The 20543-nt window shown below is 59.0% G+C and carries 20 protein-coding genes; 15 read left to right on the forward strand and 5 right to left on the reverse strand.

Translation table 11 applies throughout. The features are described from left to right. The first annotated feature begins 25 nt into the window (after nt 1-25). From JZM60_RS03130 to JZM60_RS03140, 3 genes are read left to right on the forward strand one after another with little or no spacing between them, the layout of a single operon-like run. The gene (locus JZM60_RS03130; RefSeq protein ID WP_207164068.1) at nt 26-883 is read left to right on the forward strand and encodes a TIGR02757 family protein; all 858 of its coding nucleotides are present in this window, start codon (nt 26-28) and stop codon (nt 881-883) included. Continuing rightward, complete coding sequence (gene pabB, locus JZM60_RS03135) at nt 880-2640, forward strand: aminodeoxychorismate synthase component I (RefSeq protein WP_207164069.1); 1761 nt, start codon at nt 880-882, stop codon at nt 2638-2640. Before JZM60_RS03130 ends, pabB begins: the two co-directional genes overlap by 4 nt. A gap of 20 nt (nt 2641-2660) precedes the next feature. Beyond that, nucleotides 2661-3524: an NAD(P)-dependent oxidoreductase gene (locus JZM60_RS03140; protein ID WP_207164070.1), complete on the forward strand. Its 864-nt coding sequence runs from the start codon at nt 2661-2663 to the stop codon at nt 3522-3524. 72 nt (nt 3525-3596) lie between these two features. Here JZM60_RS03140 and JZM60_RS03145 read toward each other — a convergent pair whose 3' ends face one another. After that, on the reverse strand, nt 3597-4205 hold the full coding sequence (locus JZM60_RS03145) for a M23 family metallopeptidase (RefSeq protein ID WP_277603779.1): 609 nt from the start codon (nt 4203-4205) through the stop codon (nt 3597-3599). 23 nt (nt 4206-4228) lie between these two features. Next, nucleotides 4229-4360: a hypothetical protein gene (locus tag JZM60_RS16835; RefSeq protein ID WP_277603780.1), complete on the reverse strand. Its 132-nt coding sequence runs from the start codon at nt 4358-4360 to the stop codon at nt 4229-4231. A 219-nt stretch (nt 4361-4579) separates the two neighbouring features. Between JZM60_RS16835 and typA the strand changes: the two genes are divergently transcribed. The 9 genes from typA to mltG all read left to right on the forward strand — a co-directional run bounded on the left by typA (nt 4580) and on the right by mltG (nt 11068). Continuing rightward, nucleotides 4580-6376, forward strand: a complete 1797-nt coding sequence (gene typA / locus JZM60_RS03150) for a translational GTPase TypA (RefSeq protein WP_207164071.1) — start codon at nt 4580-4582, stop codon at nt 6374-6376. A gap of 105 nt (nt 6377-6481) precedes the next feature. Further along, a complete protein-coding gene (locus JZM60_RS03155) occupies nt 6482-7237 on the forward strand; it encodes an outer membrane protein assembly factor BamD (protein WP_207164072.1) in 756 nt (251 codons plus the stop codon). Next, on the forward strand, nt 7237-7629 hold the full coding sequence (locus tag JZM60_RS03160) for a nuclear transport factor 2 family protein (protein ID WP_207164073.1): 393 nt from the start codon (nt 7237-7239) through the stop codon (nt 7627-7629). Before JZM60_RS03155 ends, JZM60_RS03160 begins: the two co-directional genes overlap by 1 nt. A gap of 7 nt (nt 7630-7636) precedes the next feature. Next, on the forward strand, nt 7637-8011 hold the full coding sequence (gene crcB, locus JZM60_RS03165; RefSeq protein WP_207164074.1) for a fluoride efflux transporter CrcB: 375 nt from the start codon (nt 7637-7639) through the stop codon (nt 8009-8011). An 11-nt stretch (nt 8012-8022) separates the two neighbouring features. Beyond that, entirely contained in the window at nt 8023-8352 is a 330-nt protein-coding gene (locus JZM60_RS03170; RefSeq protein WP_207164075.1) for a DUF190 domain-containing protein, read from the forward strand. Nucleotides 8353-8375: 23 nt separating this feature from the next. Continuing rightward, on the forward strand, nt 8376-8888 hold the full coding sequence (locus tag JZM60_RS03175) for a rhodanese-like domain-containing protein (RefSeq protein WP_207164076.1): 513 nt from the start codon (nt 8376-8378) through the stop codon (nt 8886-8888). Next, nucleotides 8888-9304, forward strand: coding sequence for a DoxX family protein (locus JZM60_RS03180; RefSeq protein ID WP_207164077.1), 417 nt, complete (start codon nt 8888-8890; stop codon nt 9302-9304). Before JZM60_RS03175 ends, JZM60_RS03180 begins: the two co-directional genes overlap by 1 nt. A 72-nt stretch (nt 9305-9376) precedes the next feature. After that, a complete protein-coding gene (gene plsY / locus JZM60_RS03185; protein WP_207164078.1) occupies nt 9377-9961 on the forward strand; it encodes a glycerol-3-phosphate 1-O-acyltransferase PlsY in 585 nt (194 codons plus the stop codon). A gap of 96 nt (nt 9962-10057) precedes the next feature. After that, complete coding sequence (gene mltG, locus JZM60_RS03190; RefSeq protein WP_241426356.1) at nt 10058-11068, forward strand: endolytic transglycosylase MltG; 1011 nt, start codon at nt 10058-10060, stop codon at nt 11066-11068. Between the two features lie 127 nt (nt 11069-11195). Here mltG and JZM60_RS03195 read toward each other — a convergent pair whose 3' ends face one another. Both JZM60_RS03195 and JZM60_RS03200 read right to left on the reverse strand, forming a co-directional pair. Beyond that, a complete protein-coding gene (locus JZM60_RS03195) occupies nt 11196-13691 on the reverse strand; it encodes a molybdopterin-dependent oxidoreductase (protein ID WP_207164080.1) in 2496 nt (831 codons plus the stop codon). 122 nt (nt 13692-13813) lie between these two features. Continuing rightward, nucleotides 13814-15832, reverse strand: a complete 2019-nt coding sequence (locus tag JZM60_RS03200) for an FAD-dependent oxidoreductase (protein ID WP_207164081.1) — start codon at nt 15830-15832, stop codon at nt 13814-13816. Nucleotides 15833-16065: 233 nt separating this feature from the next. Between JZM60_RS03200 and JZM60_RS03205 the strand changes: the two genes are divergently transcribed. From JZM60_RS03205 to coaE, 3 genes are all read left to right on the forward strand, one after another. Continuing rightward, a complete protein-coding gene (locus JZM60_RS03205; RefSeq protein WP_207164082.1) occupies nt 16066-17190 on the forward strand; it encodes an aminopeptidase in 1125 nt (374 codons plus the stop codon). 116 nt (nt 17191-17306) lie between these two features. Further along, the gene (locus tag JZM60_RS03210; protein ID WP_207164083.1) at nt 17307-18947 is read left to right on the forward strand and encodes a DUF342 domain-containing protein; all 1641 of its coding nucleotides are present in this window, start codon (nt 17307-17309) and stop codon (nt 18945-18947) included. Between the two features lie 82 nt (nt 18948-19029). Further along, nucleotides 19030-19635 (forward strand): dephospho-CoA kinase, encoded by a 606-nt coding sequence (coaE, locus tag JZM60_RS03215; protein WP_207164084.1) that lies wholly within the window; start codon nt 19030-19032, stop codon nt 19633-19635. 15 nt (nt 19636-19650) lie between these two features. Here the strand turns inward: coaE and JZM60_RS03220 are convergent, their stop codons facing one another. Beyond that, on the reverse strand, nt 19651-20433 hold the full coding sequence (locus JZM60_RS03220; RefSeq protein WP_207164085.1) for an IclR family transcriptional regulator: 783 nt from the start codon (nt 20431-20433) through the stop codon (nt 19651-19653). Between the last annotated feature and the right edge of the window lie 110 nt (nt 20434-20543).

The raw sequence follows: 20543 nt of genomic DNA on the forward strand, positions 1-20543 counted from the left end.
ATACACTCCTGACCGGAGCTGACCGTTGGATATCAAGGCCGTCCTCGACAACCTCTACGCATCCCGCTCGACGCGGCACCTGGCGAACGACCCCCTCTCCTTCTGCCACCGCTTCGGGGCACCCGAGGACCGGGAGATCGCAGGGCTCGTGGCGTCGTGCCTCGCCTACGGCAACGTGAAGATCATCCTCCGGAACCTGGGAGAGGTCTTCGCCCTCACGGGGCCGTCGCCCCGGCGGTTCGTGGAGCGGTTCGAGCCCCAGGAGGGGCTGCGGCGCTTCGCCGGATTCAAGCACCGCTTTAATGACGGCCGCGACCTCTGCGCCCTCTTCCTGGCAGCCCGGACCATGATCGAAGAGGCGGACACCATCGGCGATTTCTTCCTGGGGTGCCACGACCCCCATGCCGTGGACATCACCTCATCCCTCACGGAGTTCAGCGCTGCCGTTCTCGCCTTCGATTACTCGCCGGTTTTCGGCACCGACGCCATCCCGGCCGATTCCTACTTCTCCTTTTTCTTCCCCTCACCCGCATCGGGGAGCGCCTGCAAGCGGCTCTGCATGTACCTGCGCTGGATGGTCCGCCCCGCCGACGGCATCGACCTGGGGATATGGAAGGGGGTTTCCCCGAGCCAGCTGGTAATTCCCGTTGATGCCCACATCCAGCGGATCTGCCGCCACCTGGGATTCACGAAGCGCAAACAGGCCGATTGGCGCATGGCCAGGGAAATTACGGCGGCCCTCCGGCAACTGGACCCGGCCGACCCGGTGAAGTACGATTTCCCCCTCTGCCACCTGGGGATTTCGGAGGGGTGCGACGGCACGGTGCAGCCACTTTGCCGGGAATGCCCGGTTGTGGAGTTCTGCAGGGCAGGTGCGCCATGAGCGGGACCCCATCTGTCACCCTCGTTTCTTTCGCTCCGGAACACCACCCGGCCTCGTACCGCTTCGAAGGGCTCGTGGAGGAAATCACCGCCCACACCTCCGAGGAGGTGATCCCGGCCCTCAGGCGAATCGAGGAGGCTGTGTCCAAGGGGCTCCACGCAGCGGGCTTTGTCTCCTACGAGGCAGCCGCGGGGCTCGGCACCGGCCTTGCCACGCACCCCCCCGGCCCCCTGCCGCTCCTCTGGTTCGGACTGTTCGAGAAACGCTTCGGCCTCCCCCCGCGCATCCGCGACGCCGAGATGTGCGAAACGGCTTACGGAACCGCCGGCTGGGAGCCCGGCCTCTCGCCTGAAACCTACCGTGAGGCCATCGGACGCATCCGGGAATATATCGCCGCCGGCGACACCTACCAGGTGAACTTCACCTTCCGCCGGCGCTTCGCCTTCACGGGAGACCCCGGCGCCTACTTCGGCGACCTCTGCCGGGCCCAGAAGGCCCCCTTCTGCGCCCATTTGGACATGGGTCGCTTCCAGATATTGTCTGCCTCCCCCGAGCTCTTCTTTGAACTGCGCCACGGCACCCTCACCTGCCGCCCCATGAAGGGGACCGCCCCCCGGGGACGCTGGCGCAGCGAGGACGAGCAGATCAAGGCGCGCCTTGCCGAGGACGAGAAGGAGCGGGCCGAGAACCTGATGATCGTGGATCTCCTGCGCAACGATCTGGGGATGGTGGCCGAAACCGGATCGGTGCGGGTGGACAACCTCTTCGCGGTGGAGACCCTGGACACGGTACACCAGATGACCTCCACCATCTCGGCCCGAATGCGGAAGGACGTGGACCTGCCGGAGTTGTTCCGTGCCCTCTTTCCCTGCGGCTCCATCACCGGCGCGCCAAAAATGCGAAGCATGGAAATCATCCGGGAACTGGAGGATTCACCACGGGGAGTCTACACCGGCTGCATCGGCCATGTATCGCCCGGAGGCGAGATGACCTTCAGCGTCGCCATCCGCACCGTGGTAATCGACACCGAAACGGGTGCCGGGGAACTGGGGATCGGAAGCGGCGTCACCATCGGCTCGCGAGATGAGGACGAGTACCGGGAGTGTCTCGCCAAGGCCCGTTTTGCCCGCACGCGCCTCCCCGATTTCCAGTTGGTGGAAACTTTGCTCTACGAAGAGGACAAGGGTTGCTTCCTTCTGGATCGGCACCTTGCTAGGCTTTTCCGCTCGGCCGCCTATTTCGGCTTCAACATCCGCCTCGGCTCCATCAACACCGTCCTGACCCACCGGACCGGCAGCCTTGTCGGGAAGCACAAGGTGCGGCTCCTGCTCAACCGCCGGGGGGCCTTCACCATCGAAACCGAGCCGCTGCCGCCGCCGGAAGGGGTTGAAACGATGATCGTCGGCTTCGCCTCCGGGAAAGTCGACTCCAGCAACCCGTTCCTCTACCACAAAACCACCCATCGCCCCCTCCATGTGCAAGAGCGGGAGCTTCGCCCCGACTGCGACGACGTGATCTTATTGAACGAGCGGGGAGAGGTGACCGAGGCAACCACCGCCAACGTGGTGGCCCGCATCGGCGGCACCCTGGTAACCCCGCCCCTGAAATCCGGGCTCCTCCCCGGCACCTTCCGGGAGGAAATCCTGGCCCTGGGCCAGGTGCGCGAGCGGGTCATCACCCGCGAGGAACTGGAGCGGGCCGAAGATATCTACCTCATCAATTCGGTCCGGCAGTGGCGCTGGGCACGGTTGGCCTAAAAAGAAAACGGAGGTAATCCATGCAGAAATTCGGCTTCATCGGCCTCGGCATCATGGGAAGCGCCATGGCGAAGAATCTTCTGAAGGCGGGCTTTTCAGTGACAGTCTGGAACCGCTCCGCCGCGAAGACGGAGGAACTGGTGGCTCTGGGGGCGGAACAGGCGTCCACACCTGCGGAGGTGGCTGCATCCTGCCCGGTTACCTTCGCCATGCTGGCGGACCCGGCTGCGGCGGAGGAGGTCTGCTTCGGCAAGCACGGGGTGCTGGAGGGAATCGGCGAAGGGCGCGGCTACGTGGACATGTCCACTGTGGACCCGGCCACATCCCAAAAAATCGGCGTGGCGGTGGTGGCCAAGGGGGGACGTTTCCTGGAGGCGCCGGTATCGGGGAGCAAGAAGCCGGCCGAGGACGGCACCCTCATCATCCTGGCCGCCGGCGATCGGTCCCTCTACGACGAGGCGCTGCCGGGCTTCGAGAAGATGGGGAAAAAGGTCCTCCATCTCGGCGACGTGGGGAAAGGAGCCGAGATGAAGCTGGTGGTGAACATGGTCATGGGGGGGATGATGGCCGTGTTCTGCGAGGGGCTGGCCCTGGGAGAAAAGGCGGGACTCGCCGCGGACGCCATCCTCGACGTTATAGGCGCCGGCGCCATGGCAAACCCCATGTTCGCCCTGAAGGGGGGGCTCATCCGGGAGGGGAATTTCGCGCCCGCCTTCCCCCTGAAGCATATGCAAAAAGATATGCGACTGGCGGTTGCCCTGGGCGACCGGGCGGGGCAACCTCTGGTGGCCTCGGCCGCCGCCAACGAACTCTTCAAGGGGGCCAGGAGTGACGGCTTCGGCGACGAGGACTTTTCCGCCCTGTTCAAGACCATCGCCCGGTGAAACCGTTCCCTCCCCGGCGGTCAGCCTTCTGACCGGGGCCTTCCTTTATCCGCGTTCCTCCGGCAGCCCCACCTAAGGAAGCTCATCACCCCCCGGCAGGGCCAGCCCGGCCAGGGGGTGCAGGGGAACCTCTTCCTCGACGGTTTCTTCTTCACCATCACCCTTGCCGGCAGCATGATCCTCGTCCAGGGCGTTGTCCTTCCCATCCGCCATGGCCGTCAACTGCGCCTCAGGAAGCTCCAGCGCCCTGCCGCCATAGCCGGGATACTGCCGCACCTCATAATGGACATGGGGGCCGGTGGAGCGGCCAGTGCTCCCGGCCAGGGCCAGAACGGTTTCCGTGTCCACGGCCTGGCCGGGCGTAACGCGAATCGTCGAATTATGGCCGTATAGGGTCACATAGCCATTGCCGTGGTCCACCGCCACAAGGTTCCCATACCCCTTGTAAGACCCGGCGAAGGTAACGGTGCCCCGCTGGGTTGGGTAAACGGGAGTCCCCTGGGGGACGGCAATATCGACACCACGATGATAGGTCATTCGGCCACTGCCGAAAGGATCGATCCGCCAGCCGATGCCGGAGGTGACACTGCCTCCATCCACCGGCAGCCGCCGTGACGCGGCGGCGATGCCGGGAAGGAGCAGCAGACAAAGGATAACGGCGGCGACAGGTTTCATTTTCATGGTCTTTTGGCCAGCAGGTCCAGTCACTTGGCGAGTCCGTAGGCAATAAGGGTGATGGAGAGAACGAGAAGAGCAAACATGGCGGACAGGATTGGCCTGTCGCCACTTGCCGCACCCGCCCTGAAGGTACGTATAAAATCTTTTATGATCCACATGGGTATACCCTCGGATGATCTGACGTCTCTATGAAAAGCAACATACATGCCACGAATCATCCATGGAGGGCAACCCCGGAAACCAGATTTAACTTGTTTTTTAGCCTGAACATTGCGATACTGTACCGTTTTTTACGACGAGCCGCCGCTCGTCTTTTTCATTTACCACCACACACTTGAATCTATCGCCGCACACGGCAGAAGGAGCACGCACCACCCATGCAAGAACGGATCAGAAACATCGCCATCATAGCACACGTCGACCACGGCAAGACAACCCTCGTGGACGCCATGCTGAAGCACGCGGGGGTTTTCCGCGAAAACGAAGCAATCACCGAACGGGTCATGGACAGCAACGACCTGGAGAAGGAGCGGGGGATCACCATCCTCGCCAAGAACCTGTCGGTGCACCACGGCCGCTACAAGATCAACATCATCGACACCCCGGGCCACGCCGACTTCGGCGGCGAGGTGGAGCGGGTCCTCAAGATGGTGGACTCGGTGCTGCTGCTGGTGGATGCCCTGGACGGCCCCATGCCCCAGACCCGCTTCGTTCTCAAGAAGTCTCTTGATCTTGGCCTGAAGCCCATCGTCGTAATCAACAAGATCGACCGCCCCGGCGCCCGTCCCGACGAAGTTGTCGACATGGTCTTCGATCTCTTCTGCGAGCTGAACGCCAACGACGAGCAGCTGGATTTCCCCATCGTCTACACCAGCGCCAAGCTCGGCTTCGCCAAACTGGACCTCGCCTCCGACTCCACCAGCATGGAACCCCTCTTCGCCGTGGTGGAATCCAATGTCCGCCCCCCCTCAGGCGATCCCAAATTACCGTTCCAACTGCTGGTCACCAACATCGATTACAATGACTATATCGGCCGCATCGCCACGGGCAAGGTCTTCAACGGCAGCGTCAAGAGCGGCGAAACCGTGGCGCTGGTGCGCCGCGACGGAAGCATCGTCAGGAGCCGCATCTCAAAGCTCCTGGGCTACGAGGGGCTCAAGCAGGTGGAGGTTCCGGAAGCGTGCACCGGCGACATCGTCACCGTGGCCGGATTCGACGAAGTGGGTATCGGCGAGACCCTGGCTGCCGCCGACAATCCGGTGGCCCTCCCCTACGTCTCCATCGACGAGCCGACCATCTCCATGAACTTCATCGTCAACTCATCTCCCTTCGCCGGCAAGGAGGGTAAATTCGTCACCTCCCGCAACATCCGCGACCGGCTCGACAAAGAGTTGCGGACCAACGTGTCACTGCGGGTTGAGGATACCGGCAACGCCGACACCTTCAAGGTTTCCGGCCGGGGCGAGCTCCACCTCTCCATCCTCATCGAGAACATGCGCCGCGAAGGGTTCGAGATGGCGGTCTCCAAGCCCGAGGTCATCCTCCGTGAAATCGACGGGAAGAAGATGGAGCCGATGGAGTACCTGGTGGTGGACGTTCCCTCCGAGTTCCAGGGGGCAATCATCGAAAAGATGGGCCCCCGCAAAGGGGAGATGACCTCCATGCAGCCCATGGGCGAAACCATCAGGCTGGAATTCATCGTGCCGGCCCGTGGACTCATCGGCCTCCGGGGCGAGCTCCTCACCGAAACCCGCGGCACGGCCGTCATGACCCATACTTTCCACGATTACGCCCCCTACAAGGGTGACATCCCGGGACGCAAGAACGGGGTTCTCATCGCCATGGAGAACGGCGAAACCACCGCCTACTCCCTTGATGCCCTCCAGCCCCGCGGCATCCTCTTCATCGGGGCGGGCGTCGAGGTCTACGGCGGGATGATCATCGGCCAGCACGCCAAGGACAACGACCTTGACGTAAACCCCTGCAAGGGCAAAAAGCTCACCAACGTCCGTGCCTCTGGCTCCGATGACGCCATCAAGCTCACCCCGCCCCGCAACCTGACCCTGGAGCAGGCCCTGGAGTTCATAGACGACGATGAGCTGGTGGAAGTGACCCCCCAGTCAATCCGGCTCCGAAAGAAAGAGCTCGACCCGAACCGGCGCAAGCGGAAATAACACCACACCATCCCGCCCTTTCGGGGGCGGGATGGAACTTTGCGTTGACTTTATCGGGGGATTTCACTACTTTTTCCCTGATACCAGACGGAAGGCGGGACCCCCATGAACCGTATCCAGCGACCCTTTCTCTACTGCTTACTGAGCCTCCTTGCCCTTGTGGCCGCCGGCTGCGCAACATCGCCCGACGCGGTCAGCCGCAACCCCGACTCCATGGCCAAGGCTGCCGAGGATTTCCAGACCTCCGGCCGCTACGAGGACGCCATCGCCCAGTGGCGGAAGGTGCGGGAGAGCTATGCATCACCGGAGCTGACCACCCAGGCCGAAATCAAGATTGCCGATGCCCAGTTCGACAACAAGGACTACATCGAGGCGGCCGCTTCCTACGAGGAATTCCGCAAGCTCCACCCCAACCACGAGCAGGCCCCCTATGCCCTCTACCGCCAGGCCCTCAGCCACTACGAGCAGATAACCGGCATCGACACCGACCAGACGCCGGTTTCCAACGCTGTGACCCTGTTTGAATCCTTCCTGCGGCTCTATCCCTCCTCCGAATATGCAGAGGACGTGCGGAACAAGCTGGAAGTCTGCCGCATGAAGCAGGTGGAGTACGAAGTCTACGTCGGACGCTTTTACTATCGGACGGAGAAGTACAGTGCAGCGGTGAAGCGCCTGGAAGAGACCTTGAAAAAGTATCCCAAGTCTCCGATCAATGACGAAACCCTCTTCTATCTGGGGTCAGCCTACATCCGCACCGGCGAGAAGGCAAAGGGGCGCGACGCTTTCCAGCAACTCTTCGCCGAATACCGGACTAGCAAATACGTAAACGAGGCCCGGAAGTTCCTGGACAAGAATTACTGATGCGCCCCCTGCTTCCGCTCCTGCTCACCCTTGCGCTTGCCGGTTGCTCAACCGAAAGCCGGACGGTCGAGGAGGTAATGCGGCTGCGGGAACAGGCCCTTGCCACGGCGGACGCAAGCCTATACGCATCGCTCATATCCCCCGGCTACCAGGATAAAGGGATAGATTGCCGGGAAAAGCGCGCCGAACTGGCCAAAACACTTTCTGATTTCGGCCCCGTCTCATATCGCTCTCTCAGCCGCACCGTATCGGCAAGTGGCGGCGAAGCCACCGTAACCGGCCGCTACGCAATGAAAGTCACCGTAAAAGGAAACCCCCTGGAGATTACCGGCGAGGAAGCAATCCGGCTCCGCCGGGAAACGGACGGCTGGAAGATCGTCGGGGGGATCTGAACATCGTATGCTGACCGTTGCCTCCATAGCCATCTTCGGCGCCCTCGGCTGCCTTGCCCGCTACATCCTCTCCGGTTGGGTCTATGCCCTGGCCGGCCGGGGCTTTCCTTACGGAACCATGGCGGTGAACGTTGTGGGAGCCTTCCTCATCGGCCTCATCATGGAGTTCGGACTCCGCACCACCCTAATCCCGCAGGAAATCCGGGTCGGGCTCACCATCGGTTTCCTGGGGGGGCTCACCACCTTCTCAACCTTCAGCTATGAAACCTTCCGGCTGCTTGAAGATGGCGAGTTCGTCACCGCGGCCGTAAACGTAGTTGTCAGCGTCCTGGTCTGCCTCGCCTGCACTTGGGCGGGGATAGCGACCGCGCGGCACCTGTAACGGGAGGCACCATGTCCAAACTCATCGGCGAACAGGTTCTCATGCGCATCTTCATCGGTGAAAGCGACCGGCATGGCCGTACCCCCCTCCACGAAGCCCTCGTGGAACTCTTTCGCCGGGAGGGGTTTGCCGGAGCCACCGTACTGCGCGGAGTGGCGGGATTCGGCGCCCGCAGCGTCTACCACACCGACAAGCTTCTGCGCCTTTCCGCCGACCTCCCCATTGTTGTGGAAGTGGTCGATTCCCAGGAACGGTTCGACGCAATCATGCCGAAGATCGATGCCATGATGAACGGCGGGATGATTACGCTGGAAAAGGCCACGGTCATCCACTACGACTAATGAACAGAGGAGCGGCAGCACCCATGAAGACGGACCTGAAGCGTCTCGCCGCCGAAATGGCGACGATCATCGTCATCGCAGCTATAATCGGCATCGCCTGGAACTACCGGGTTCTCCGGGGAGTAATCCTGGAACAAGGGGTCCAGACGCCTCAAGCGGCAACAGCAACTCCCCCGGCATCCTCTGCCGCAGGTGCAACACCGCTTCCCCTTGGCCTCATGCAGGTGAAGGAACTATTCGAAACCGGCGAGGCTGTCATAATCGACGCCCGTGATCGTGAAACCTTCCGCAAGGGGCACATCAAAGGCGCCCTGTCCCTTCCAGTGGGTGAGGCCGACGGCCTCGTCCCTCCCTTTGCAGAACGCACCCCAAAGGACAGGTTAGTCATCGTGTATTGCGGCGGCTATGACTGCCACGACAGCAGGCTCCTGGGCGAAAAACTTCTGGCAGCGGGCTTCGGTCAGGTATTCGTCTACGAGGGGGGGTTCCCCGAGTGGCAGGATGCGGGCCATCCCGTAGCGAAGGGGGACCAATAATGGACCCTGTCAAGAAGCACCTTACCGCCGTGCTCAGGGTTGGCCTCGGGGCACTTTTCCTCTACGCGGGGATCATCAAGATCCTAACCCCCGCTGCTTTTGCCGGCAGCATCGCCAACTACCAGGTACTTCCCTATGCGGGAAACTACCTCGCAGCGGCAATCCTGCCATGGATCGAAGTCATCTGCGGGGCACTGCTCGTCACCGGGTGGCGAACCCGGAGCGCTGCCGCCCTGGTGGCCCTCATGAACGCATTTTTTATCATTCTTCTTTTCTCCACGGTAGCACGGGGACTCGACATCGATTGCGGATGCTTCAAGCAGGGGGGGGATAAGACCACGGCCTGGACCGCCATTTTCCGCGACACCATGTTCCTGGTGGCCGCCGTCTTCGTCTACCGGAAGGGGACAAAGTAACGCCGCATTCTTGCCGCCGGCAACAAAATAGGTTACTATGCCCGGCGTTTTCATATCGTGTCGGAGTTTTACATGCTTAACGAAATCCTTCTGCTGGCCGCAGCGTACCTACTCGGCTCAATACCAACGGGATTACTGCTTGCCAAAGCCGCCGGCGTCGACATCCGGACCACCGGCAGCGGCAACATCGGCGCCACCAACGTGTACCGTACCCTGGGCCGCTCCGTGGGTATCGCCACCCTGGCGGGAGACTGCCTCAAGGGGTTTCTCCCGATAATTGCCGCCAAATACCTGGGGATGGCCGACCTGTGGATAGCCCTTGCGGGTCTGGCGGCCTTCCTGGGCCATGTCTACTCGATATTCCTTGCCTTCAAGGGTGGAAAGGGCGTGGCCACGGCCCTCGGCGTCTTTCTCGGCATATCACCCCTTGCGGTTCTGATATCACTTGGTATTTTCATTGCCGTTGTCGTCGCATCGCGCTACATCTCTCTCGGCTCCATCATCGCCGCAGCGGCAATGCCCCCCCTGGTGGCTTTTCTGGATGGACGCCCTCCACTGGTTGCAGTGACCGTGGTGATCGCTTCCATCGTCATCTTCAAACACCGCGATAATATCGCACGACTCAGGGCTGGAACGGAAAACCGTTTCAAAGCCTGACGCGCCTTCAGCATCAACCCTGCGCCCATGGACGAATCCATCCCGCCAAATGATCAGCCCTCAAGCAATGGTGGCGCACCGCCCCCGGGTTTTTCCATGCTGAGAGACCGCCGCATTATCGCCGCGCTTGCCATTGCACTGCTTCTGCTTCTGGCACCCACCGCCCGCTATCTTCTCTTCCTCGCCCTTCCCGCCGGGGATGGCAGGACCGTACGGATAATTGACTTCCAAAAGGGAGAATCAATCTCGCAGGTCGCCGCTGACATGGAACGGGAAGGAATCCTTTCCAGCGCCCGCCTCTTTGTATTCCACATTCGCATCAAGGGGGTCTCCGGCAAACTGCAAGCTGGAGAATATCAATTCAACAACGGGATGCGCCCATCGGAAATCCTTCGCAGAATGGTGAGCGGTGAGGTTTATACACGCAGGTTCACGGTCCCCGAAGGATACTCGATCCATCAGATCGCCGAACTACTGGAGAGTCAGCATCTTTTCGCCAAAGAGAGATTCCTTAAAGCAGCCAAGGACCCAAAGCTGCTGGCCGAATTGGGCATTGATGGGAACAGTGTCGAAGGATATCTTTTCCCCAGCACATACAATGTAGCTCGCGCCATGGACGAGGTGGATCTCATCCGGGCCATGGCAGCCCAGTTCAGCAAAATATATGACGACTGTTTTGCTGATGCGGCACAGCGTTCCGGCATGACGCGCACCCAGGTGGTTACCCTGGCCTCTCTCATCGAGAAAGAGGCTGTGGTAGCAGAAGAGCGGCCTCTCATCTCTTCGGTATTTCACAACCGGCTTGCCGGGGGCATGCGACTCCAGAGCGACCCTACCGCCGTTTACGGGGTAAGAGCGTTCGCCGGCAACGTGACCAAGCATGACATCGGACGCACCACCCCCTACAACACCTATCTCATTCCCGGCCTTCCCCCCGGCCCCATAGGTAATCCAGGCAAGGGAGCCCTGGAGGCCGCCATAAATCCGGTTCGCACCAATTACCTGTATTTCGTGTCAAAAAAAGACGGCACACACCACTTTTCCACCAACCTCGACGAGCATAACGCCGCTGTCACCACCTACCTCAAAAACAACCGCACCAGATAGCACTCCCCTGTAAAGTTCGGTGCGGATGGCGACAAGATTGCCGGGCACGATCCAGGCGTACGCACAAAAAAACCCCGCCGGATCATACGGCGGGGTTTCGTGCTTATGGGAAATGTGAAACTGTTCGTTACGCCTTTTCCACCTTTACCTGTACCATCCCGGCATTCCTTGCAAGGAGAGCGTTCACATTCATAGTCCTGAAATGGGAAGGCGCAAACAGAAGGCCCGGCTGCACATTGCCTGACACCTTCGCCGGACCGGTCACACTCACGCCGCCGGCGGAAATCCGCACCCCGGAACCGTCAGCAACGCCGAGCTTTGCGGCATCTTCCGGATGAATCTCCACATAACCGGCTGGAGCCACCTCGAGGTTATTCTTTGACCATACCGTGGTTGTTCCACTGTGGTAAAGAATTGCACCGGCAAGGAGCACGGGGGCCTGTCCGGACTGTGCTGCACCTGAATCAGCCGCCGGAACCAGGGAAACAGGGCCGGAAACAGGGAAAGCAGCGGGCAGGACAACATCGGCGCCGTAACAGGGAACCAGTTCAGCAATCTCCTGCATGATCAGCGCCGGTGAAACAGAGCGACTCTCACCCGCAAGCCGGTTATAGAGTTCAGTCAGTATGTCCCAGTCCTCGCGGGCTTCACCGGGAGGGTTGGCAGCCTTGCCGAGGGATTGGATACGACCGTCGATGGTGGTGAACGTTCCGCTCTTCTCTGCTGCAACTGAAGCAGGGAATACAACCTGGGCCAGTTTCATCGACTCGCCAGGGAACGGATCCTGGACAATTAAAAGCTCCAGTTTGCCAAGAGCAGCGCGAATCCGCTCACCCTCGGGGAAAGAAGCAACCGGATCGCAGCCCATCAGATAGAGCGCCTTTATGGCTCCCTGCTCTATCCCCTCGATAATCTGCCAGACATCTTTACCTTTAGCAGGGGCAGCCACATACCCTGGAAGCATGTCCGGCGCAACCCCCATATCGAGGAGCCCGCGGATATTGGTCTTCTCGTAGACGGGGAAAAGGCCTCCGGCATCTTTGCCCAGCGCCCCAAGGACGAGGGCGAGGTTAACCAGGGCATTCACCGCCTTCTCCGCCCCGTTGATCCGCATCAGATCGGCGCCGAACAGTACGGCTACACTCTTTTTCTTGCCGAGCAGACGGGCGGCCGCGCGAAGTTCCCCTTCCGCCATACCGGCAGCAGCAGCCGCGTCGGCAACCGATACAGCGCTGAGGGAAGATACCAGTTCCGGCAGATTGGCAATGCGGCTTGCAACGAAGTCATTGTCCTGCAGCCCTTCGTCAAGCACAATCCGGGTAAGGGCGTTTATGACGGCAAGCTCACTCCCGGGCCGGTATTTGAGATGACTGTTGGCAAATTTCTTCAGCTTGACATCCCGCATATTTGCAAGAACAAGTTTTGCATCGTTCTTGGTGACAGCCTTTATCACCCGATACTCAATACCGGTCGCCTCGGCGTTCAAATCACAACCGAACACGAGAACGGCGCCGGCACGGTCAATGGCGTCAATGGTTGTACTGGCACCCCGAAGGCCAACCCGTTCCCGGAGCACCCGCTGTGCCGTTGCAAAGCCGAGACGCGCCTCAGAGTCGATGTTTCCACTCCCCATTGCACCACGGAAAAGTTTTTGAAAGAGGAAGTTTTCCTCATTGGTAACCCTGGGTGAGCCGAAACCGGCGACTGCATCCGGTCCATACTTGGCTATGACATCCTTCAGCCCAGTTGCGGCAGCCCCCATGGCAACGTTCCAGTCGACTTTCTCCCCACGCACCATGGGTTGAACGAGCCGCTCCGTGGAGTTCACGTAGCTGTATCCGAAACGGCCGTTGATGCACAGATTGCCGCTGTTGTATGACTCATCGTCACCGGTTACCCGCTCGACACGGCCATTGCGGGTGCGATACTCGATTTGGCAACCAGTTGAGCAAAATGCGCAGACACTCTTTGTTGTCGTAAATGCCCACGGCCGGCCCCGGAACTTGAAGGGCTTGCTGATCAGGGTACCGGTGGGGCAGGCATCGACGCAGTTGCCGCAAAATTCGCAGTTGAGAGGCTTGCCGTCCACTGTATCGATTACAGTAGCCTCACCGCGGTTCACTACGGCAATGGCATTGCACCCCACCACCTCGTGGTCAACCTTGACGCATTTCTCACAGAGGATGCAGCGATTGGGGTCACTCTCGATCAGAGGCCAGTCATAGCGAATTTCACGCCGCTCGAGCAGTGCCGAATATTCCTGACGGGAAGCCCCGAGGCCATAACAGGAGTTCTGGAGATCGCACTCGCCACCGGCGTCGCAGACGGGACAATCAAGTGGGTGGTTGACCAGCATCAGCTCCATTATCTTCTGACGGGTCCGGGACAGATTCTCAGACTGGGTTGTTACCTTGAGCCCATCCTTCACTGGCGTATTGCAGGCGGTCATGGGCCGGTCAACACCCTCAACCTCCACCGCGCAGACACGGCAGGCACCTGTGGGTGAAACCTTCTTGAGCCAGCAAAGAGTCGGTATGGTGATGCCGAGCTGTGCTGCCGCCTCAAGAATGGTGCTTCCCTTGGCTACCGAGATGTCCTTCCCGTCGATTGTAAGACTGACCATATACGTTTCACCCCTGGAAAGCGGCCATAGCTCGGGACACACCGCAGCCCGGGGATCGTTGACGATTCCCGGGTCGCAATGGTACCGGCCATAGGCCGAAGTAACATACTGACCTTTTATGACTAGACAGCCACCATCGCAACGCGATAGCAGCGCAGACACCGTTCAGCTTCACGAACAGCCTGGCTGTCGGCGAATCCGAGCTCAACTTCCTGGTAGTTACCCTTGCAGGCCCGCTCTTTGCCGTGGACTTCAGCCTGGTGGGCTCTCTCAACGGAATCGAGCCACGGCACGGCCTCTCCCTTATCGTAGACAGGGAAATTAGTGAGGATATCTTCCATGAACTCGTCATCGGTGAGATATGCCTTTCCTTCTTCCAGCCAGCGCTGGATGACCCGTGCGGCCCTATGGGCATTGCCGATGCAAGCGACAACGGTCAAAGGACCGATTTCGGCGTCACCACCGGCAAAAACACCATCCAGGTCGGTAATGAGGGTCCGGACAAGTGGATTGCCCATACCGTCTTTCAGTTCTTTGCCCGCAGCGTCCTTAAGAGGAATGTATTTGGTGACGACCGTATTCCACTTGGTGATATCGATCCCCATATTTTCAGGAATGAAAGCGAGGTCCGGATCTTGACCGATTGCAGGGATTACCGTGTCGCATTCAACCACGAACTCGCTGCCGGGAACCGGCTCGGGACGACGACGACCAGAGGCGTCGGGCTCACCCAGGGCCATTCTGACGCACTCGACGCCCGTAACCTGCTCATTTTCGTCCACGATAATTTTAGTGGGGAGGACCTGGAACTCGAAGCGGACCCCCTCCTCATCGGCGCCATCCACTTCCCATACGTCGGCCGGCATCTCTTTCCGTGAGCGGCGATACAAAAGAACCGACTCATCGGCCCCCTCGCGCAACGCAACACGAACGCAGTCGATGGCGGTGTTTCCGCCGCCGACAACGACCACCTTTTTACCCATGCCGGTGGGGCGCCCCATGTAAGCCTCGCGGAGGAAATCGATACCACCACGGAGGAAGCCCTTGTACCCCTTGTCCTCGCCCTCAACCCCCATGGGTTTCGAGCGGTGGGCACCAGGGGCAAGGAATACGGCGTTGTACTTGTTCTTGAGTTCTTCCAGAGAAATATCCACGCCAATCCGGGTGTTGTAGATAATCTCAACTCCCATGGAGGCAATAATATCGATATCCCGCTGCAACAGGTGCCGCGGCTGCCGGTAGGGGGGAATACCTACAGCGATCATACCGCCGCCGTATCCTTCGGGGAGTGCTTCGTAAATGGTACAGGGGTACCCTTCCAGGGCCAGGTAATAGGCACAGGCAAGACCGGCGGGCCCTGCCCCGACTATGGCGACAGTCTTGTTTTTCCGGGCCTTCGGCTTCATTGGGGGTTCGGCGTGATGCATCCATTCATAGTCCGACGCCGTGCGCTTAAGCACCATTATACTGACCGGATCATCCACATTCTTTCTGCGGCAATGGGTTTCGCATGGATGGGGGCAGACGCGGCCGCAGACCGACGGAAGGGGCATATTCTCGCGAATAATGGAAAGCGATTCATCAAAGCGGTATTCCTTGATCGACTCTATATAGGCAGGAATATCGATATGGGCGGGACAACGGTCCATGCAGGGAGCCGTATATTTTTCGATGTAACGGTGGGGAGAGGCCGGCTTTGCTCCCCCCTGGATGTACGCGAGGAAGTCTTCCCTGAAATGGGTCACCGCATGAACTACCGGCACCGCCGATGACTGACAGAGGGTGCATTTGCAGTTTTTCAAGAGATCGCCCAGATCCGTTATGCTATCCAGATGGGCTTCGGTGCCTCTCCCCTCCACAATGGCGGCCAGAGCATCCATGAGAACGCGGGTCCCCTTCTTGCCCGGCGTGCACTTGCCGCAGCAGTAGAGGGTCTGCACTCTCTTCATGTATTCCGCGGCCATGGCCGGCACATCGACACCCTTATCGAAAACGATAATGCCGTCCCACCCCATAAAGGCAGCCAGAGACCGTTCCCCGTCCAAGGAAGTCGGGAGTCTGAAGCTTGCGTCCTTCGCCTCGCCACCCGTGCGATTGTCAACGACACTCCCTCCCCAGCTCGAAAAAACCACCTGTGCCACGTACGCCTCCGTTCAGACCTTCACAGACAGGGTCAACTACTCTTAACTATCTGTATTTATTAACTAAATTTGTTAATCCTAATTGTATACAGTATGCACTATCTATCACATTACCCTTTGATAAATCAAGGGAAAAATAATGAATAAATTGGTTTTCCCTTAGGATTGCCCATACCCGACCGCTCTGTTATAGTCTGCAAACAAACCGACCAATAGAGAAAGGAGCCGGGCGGATGTACCAGGAAGCTTTCAAATCGTTGTTTGAGGTAAACATGGGGCTTCGTGCCGGAGAAAGAATACTCGTATTCAGCGATACGGTTCGCCCGGACGAATCACCCGGCCATGACGAGCGAGACCGCCGCGAACGGCTTCTGCAAGTGGCGGAGAAAGCGGCTCTCTTCGCAAAAAACACTTACGGGAATACCGAGTTCGTTGAATTTCCAGCCACGGCCGCATCAGGAGCAGAGCCGCCGGTGGCGCTATGGAGAGCCGCTTTCGGAAGCAGCATCGTTGAATGCCTTGCTGCAGAGGGGCTACTGCCTCGCCTTCTGGCTAAAGAGGCGACAGGGGATGACGTAGAACGCTCCAGACAAATAGTACTCGCCAATCGTACCGATGTAACAGATGTTGTCATAGCACTCGCCAACAACTCCACAAGTCACACCAAGTTTCGATTTCTGGTGAATGCCGCAGGCGGGCGCTTCGCGAGCCTTCCCCACTTCGATCCCGAAATGTTTTTTTCTTCCATGCAGGTTGACTGGCATGCCCTGTCGGAACGCACAAGCCGGCTGGCTGAAGCGGTCAACTCAGCCGTGGAGATTCTTATCGAGACCCCCAACGGCACGCGAATGCGAATCGGCAAGGCCGGCAGGCAGGCCGAGGGAGATGATGGCCTCCTGACCACGGCCGGAAGTTTCGGGAACCTGCCGGCCGGCGAAGTATACCTGGCCCCCCTAGAAGGGACCAGCGAAGGTGTGATGGTGCTGGAGTACGGTCCGACCAGAAAGCTCTCATCCCCGCTAAAACTCATTGTTAACAATGGGCTGGTAACAGACATCATTGGTGATGAACCTCACCGGGAATGGCTAGAGCGCCGGTTCGCGGAAAACAGCAAAAACCGCAACATTGCCGAACTCGGCATCGGAACCAATGACCGTGCCACCCGCCCCGACAATATTCTTGAGGCGGAGAAGATTCTCGGCACAATCCACATCGCCCTAGGAGACAACTCCGGTTTCGGCGGCACAGTGCAGACCCCGTTTCACGAGGATTATGTTTTCTACGGGCCAACCCTTACCGCCATAGCACCTGACGGTTCCCGCAGGGTGCTTCTGCGCCAAGGCATCCTCACACTCTAAAATTTTCGGCCCATAAAATTGCTTAAAAGACTTAAGTTCTTTTCCATACCGCCGATAAGTATACACAAAACGTGTCTACACAAACAATGCGCACCATCTGTAAAACGGGCTAAACCATGGGCAAATCCTTTACTACAACCGCAGGCATTACCTTCATCCTTGCCGATGATCGCAAGCTGAAAGCCAGCTACGTTCCCGCAAGCGAGAAGGCCCAGATTAACCTCGGCTTTGTGAGGCAGGCCCTCATCAGCGCCGGTTTTGCTGATCTTTTCATTTACGATCACGCCCTTGTGGAACTAATCAAGCGATACAATGCAGCCACCCAGGAGTTTGTCTACGATATAGGCGAAGAACGCGACGCAACTTTCATTGCTCGCAGCACCCCCGACAACATCGAGGCCTACCTGACCCTTACCCGTGCCTATGGCGGAAAACCGGCGCTCGCGGAGCAAGTGCACAAGACCCTAAGAGAGCAGGGAATCATTTATGGCGTTATAAACGAAGAAATCGAGGCTGCCATAGCTGCCGGAGAGGCCAAGGATCTCCTCATTGCCCGGGGGATTCCCTGCGAACCGGGAACCGACGCGGAACTGGTGAGCTTGCTTCCTCAAATAAACGACCGCCAACCCCAGCTCATGGACAATGACATCGTCGACTACCGTAACAAGGGAGAAATGATCTGCGTCAGCGCAGGAGATCCGCTCATGCGCCGGATTCCACCCTCCCAGGGAAAACCGGGCACCAACCTCATGGGCAAGGAAGTCTTGCCGCCGCCGGCAAAAGATATCCAGTTTACCCAAAACCTGGAAGGGACGGCCTTTGCCCCCGATGACCCCGACCTGCTTATCGCCGCCATTGACGGACAACCGGTAATTGTTGCCAACGGTGTCGTTGTTGAACCGATTATAAAGGTCAAAACCGTCGACCTCTCGACGGGAAACATAACATTCAAAGGCTCCATCGACATCGCCGGAGACGTTACCTTGGCAATGACAGTGCGAGCCACGGGCGACGTCACCATAGGCGGCGTTGTGGAAGGAGCCACCGTTGAGGCGGGGGGGAATGTTCTGGTACGGGGGGGAATCATCGGCCAGGGGGAGAGCCGGGACAAACAGGGCAAGCTGGGGCAGGAAAGTTCCATGATACGCGCCAAGGGGAACATTCAGGCACTCTTTGTGGAGAACTCCCGCCTTGAAGCTGACGGCATGATCCAGATCGACGGATTTGCCATGCAGAGCGAGCTGGTAGCAGGAACACAGGTTGTGGTGGGCCAGGACGGGAACTCTCAGGGGCACATCATCGGCGGCTCGTGTCAGGCAATATCGCGCGTTCAGGCCGTGACTCTCGGCTCCCCGGCAGGGGTCCACACTGCGGTAAGCGTGGGGATAAATCCTCACGTAAAGGAAAAACTCTCAACCGTGAAATTGAAGATTCGGGAAGCGGAGCGGGACCTCGAGGAATTGACCAAGAGGCTTGAATATTTCGCCTCGGATCCACACAGAGAGACATCCGCCCAGGCCAACGAAACCCGGTACGTTCGGGATAAGCTCGCGACAACATTATCAGAGCTTACGAGTGAAAAAAAACGGCTCGAAAAGAGGCTCGAGCAGGCTACAGATGCGCAAATCCGCGTTGGCCGGGCAGTGTTGAGCGGAGTCGTCATTTCAATCGGCACAAGAACCCTTGAAATAAGGGAAGATATAGAGGGGGGGGTAACTTTCAGGCAGGAGGATGACGCCATCGTCTCCTCCCAGTGAGGTCTCCTCCCCATCGCCCACCTTACAGATTGACACCTTCCGCGAAGTATGGAATGGTTCCCGGTCATCAGGGGAGGGAGCCATGCAAGTCATTGGGCTGACCGGCGGCATCGCGTCGGGAAAAAGTACAGTTGCACGGATTCTGGAACGGCTCGGCGCCGTGGTCATCGATGCCGATCTGCTCTCGCGCGAGGCGGTACTCCCCGGCACCCCGGCCCACGATGCCATCGTGGCGGAATTCGGCCCCGAAATCCTCCTGCAGGACGCAACCATAGACCGCAAGGCCCTGGGCCGCATAATCTTCGCTTCCACTGAAGCCCGGCGGCGGCTGGAGGCCATAACCCACCCGGCCATTGCACGGTTGGCGGAGGAACGGATTGCGGAGGCCAGGCGTTCCGATGCACCCGTGACTTTTTATGTGGCACCGCTTCTCATTGAAGCGGGAGCTGCGAATAGGGTAGACGATATATGGGTAGTATACGCGGACAGGGAAACACAAATCGCACGCCTTACAGAGCGTGACCATATACGGCGGGAAGAAGCGGAGCAGCGGCTCGCCGCTCAAATTCCCATGGAGGAAAAGGCAGCCTACGGATCGGCAGTCATTGACAACCGGGGAACGCCGGAAGAAACCGAGCGGCAAGTGACCGCCCTCTGGAAAGAGAAAATAGAAAAAAACCCCTGGTAAATCCAGGGGTTTTTTTCATTTATGGTAGCCGAGCTTCATTGATATCTCTTCGGCAGCCTGCTTGACGTGAGGGATGAGCTCCTTCTCCATCCGCTCGTCGGTGAAGCGCATGGATGGTCCCGACAGGCTTACTGCTCCGATAATCCGCCGGGTATAATCCCTGATCGGCGAACCGACGCAGCGCACCCCAAGATCAAGCTCCTCGTTGTCGATGGCATATCCTTGTTCCGCAACCTCTTTGAGATGCTTTTTCAGCACATCCCGATCGGTGATGGTATGCGATGTGAACGGCTTGAGTTCCTTGACGGGGTAAAAGGCTTCAAACTCCTCGTCGGGCATATAGGCAATCTGGACCTTTCCGGCGGCCGTGCAGTACGCCGGAAGCCGGGACCCGACGCGCGGCACGACCCTTACGGTCAGATCGGTTTCCACAACGTCCAGATAAACAATGCTCTGTTCCTTGAGGATAGCCACGTATGCGGTTTCGTTGCACTCCTTGACGAGCCATTCAAGGACCGGGCGGGATTGACGCAGGAGTCCCATCTGCTTGATGAAGGTCTGCCCCAACTCCAGCGTTTTCAGCCCGAGCCGGTAATTCTCCGTAACCCTATTCTGCTCTATATAACCCCGCGCCTCCAAAGTGGCCAGCAGCCGGAACACGTTGTTCTTGTGAAGCTTCAGCCGCTTGGACAACTCCGTCACGCCGAGCTCGTCCACATCGTCATGGAATTGTTCGAGCAGGTCGAGGGCATGATCGACTGCCTGTATGATATATTCCGATTTATCCTTCTTGGCCATTGCACTCCTCTTTCCCGGAAAGAAATAAGCCTTCCTACATAAGCCTTAAGGGGGGATATGTCAAGTGCAACATCTGCATATGAAGACGTTACCCCCGAGTCCAGCCGGAC

The organism is Geobacter benzoatilyticus (assembly GCF_017338855.1).
Lineage (GTDB): Bacteria > Desulfobacterota > Desulfuromonadia > Geobacterales > Geobacteraceae > Geobacter > Geobacter benzoatilyticus.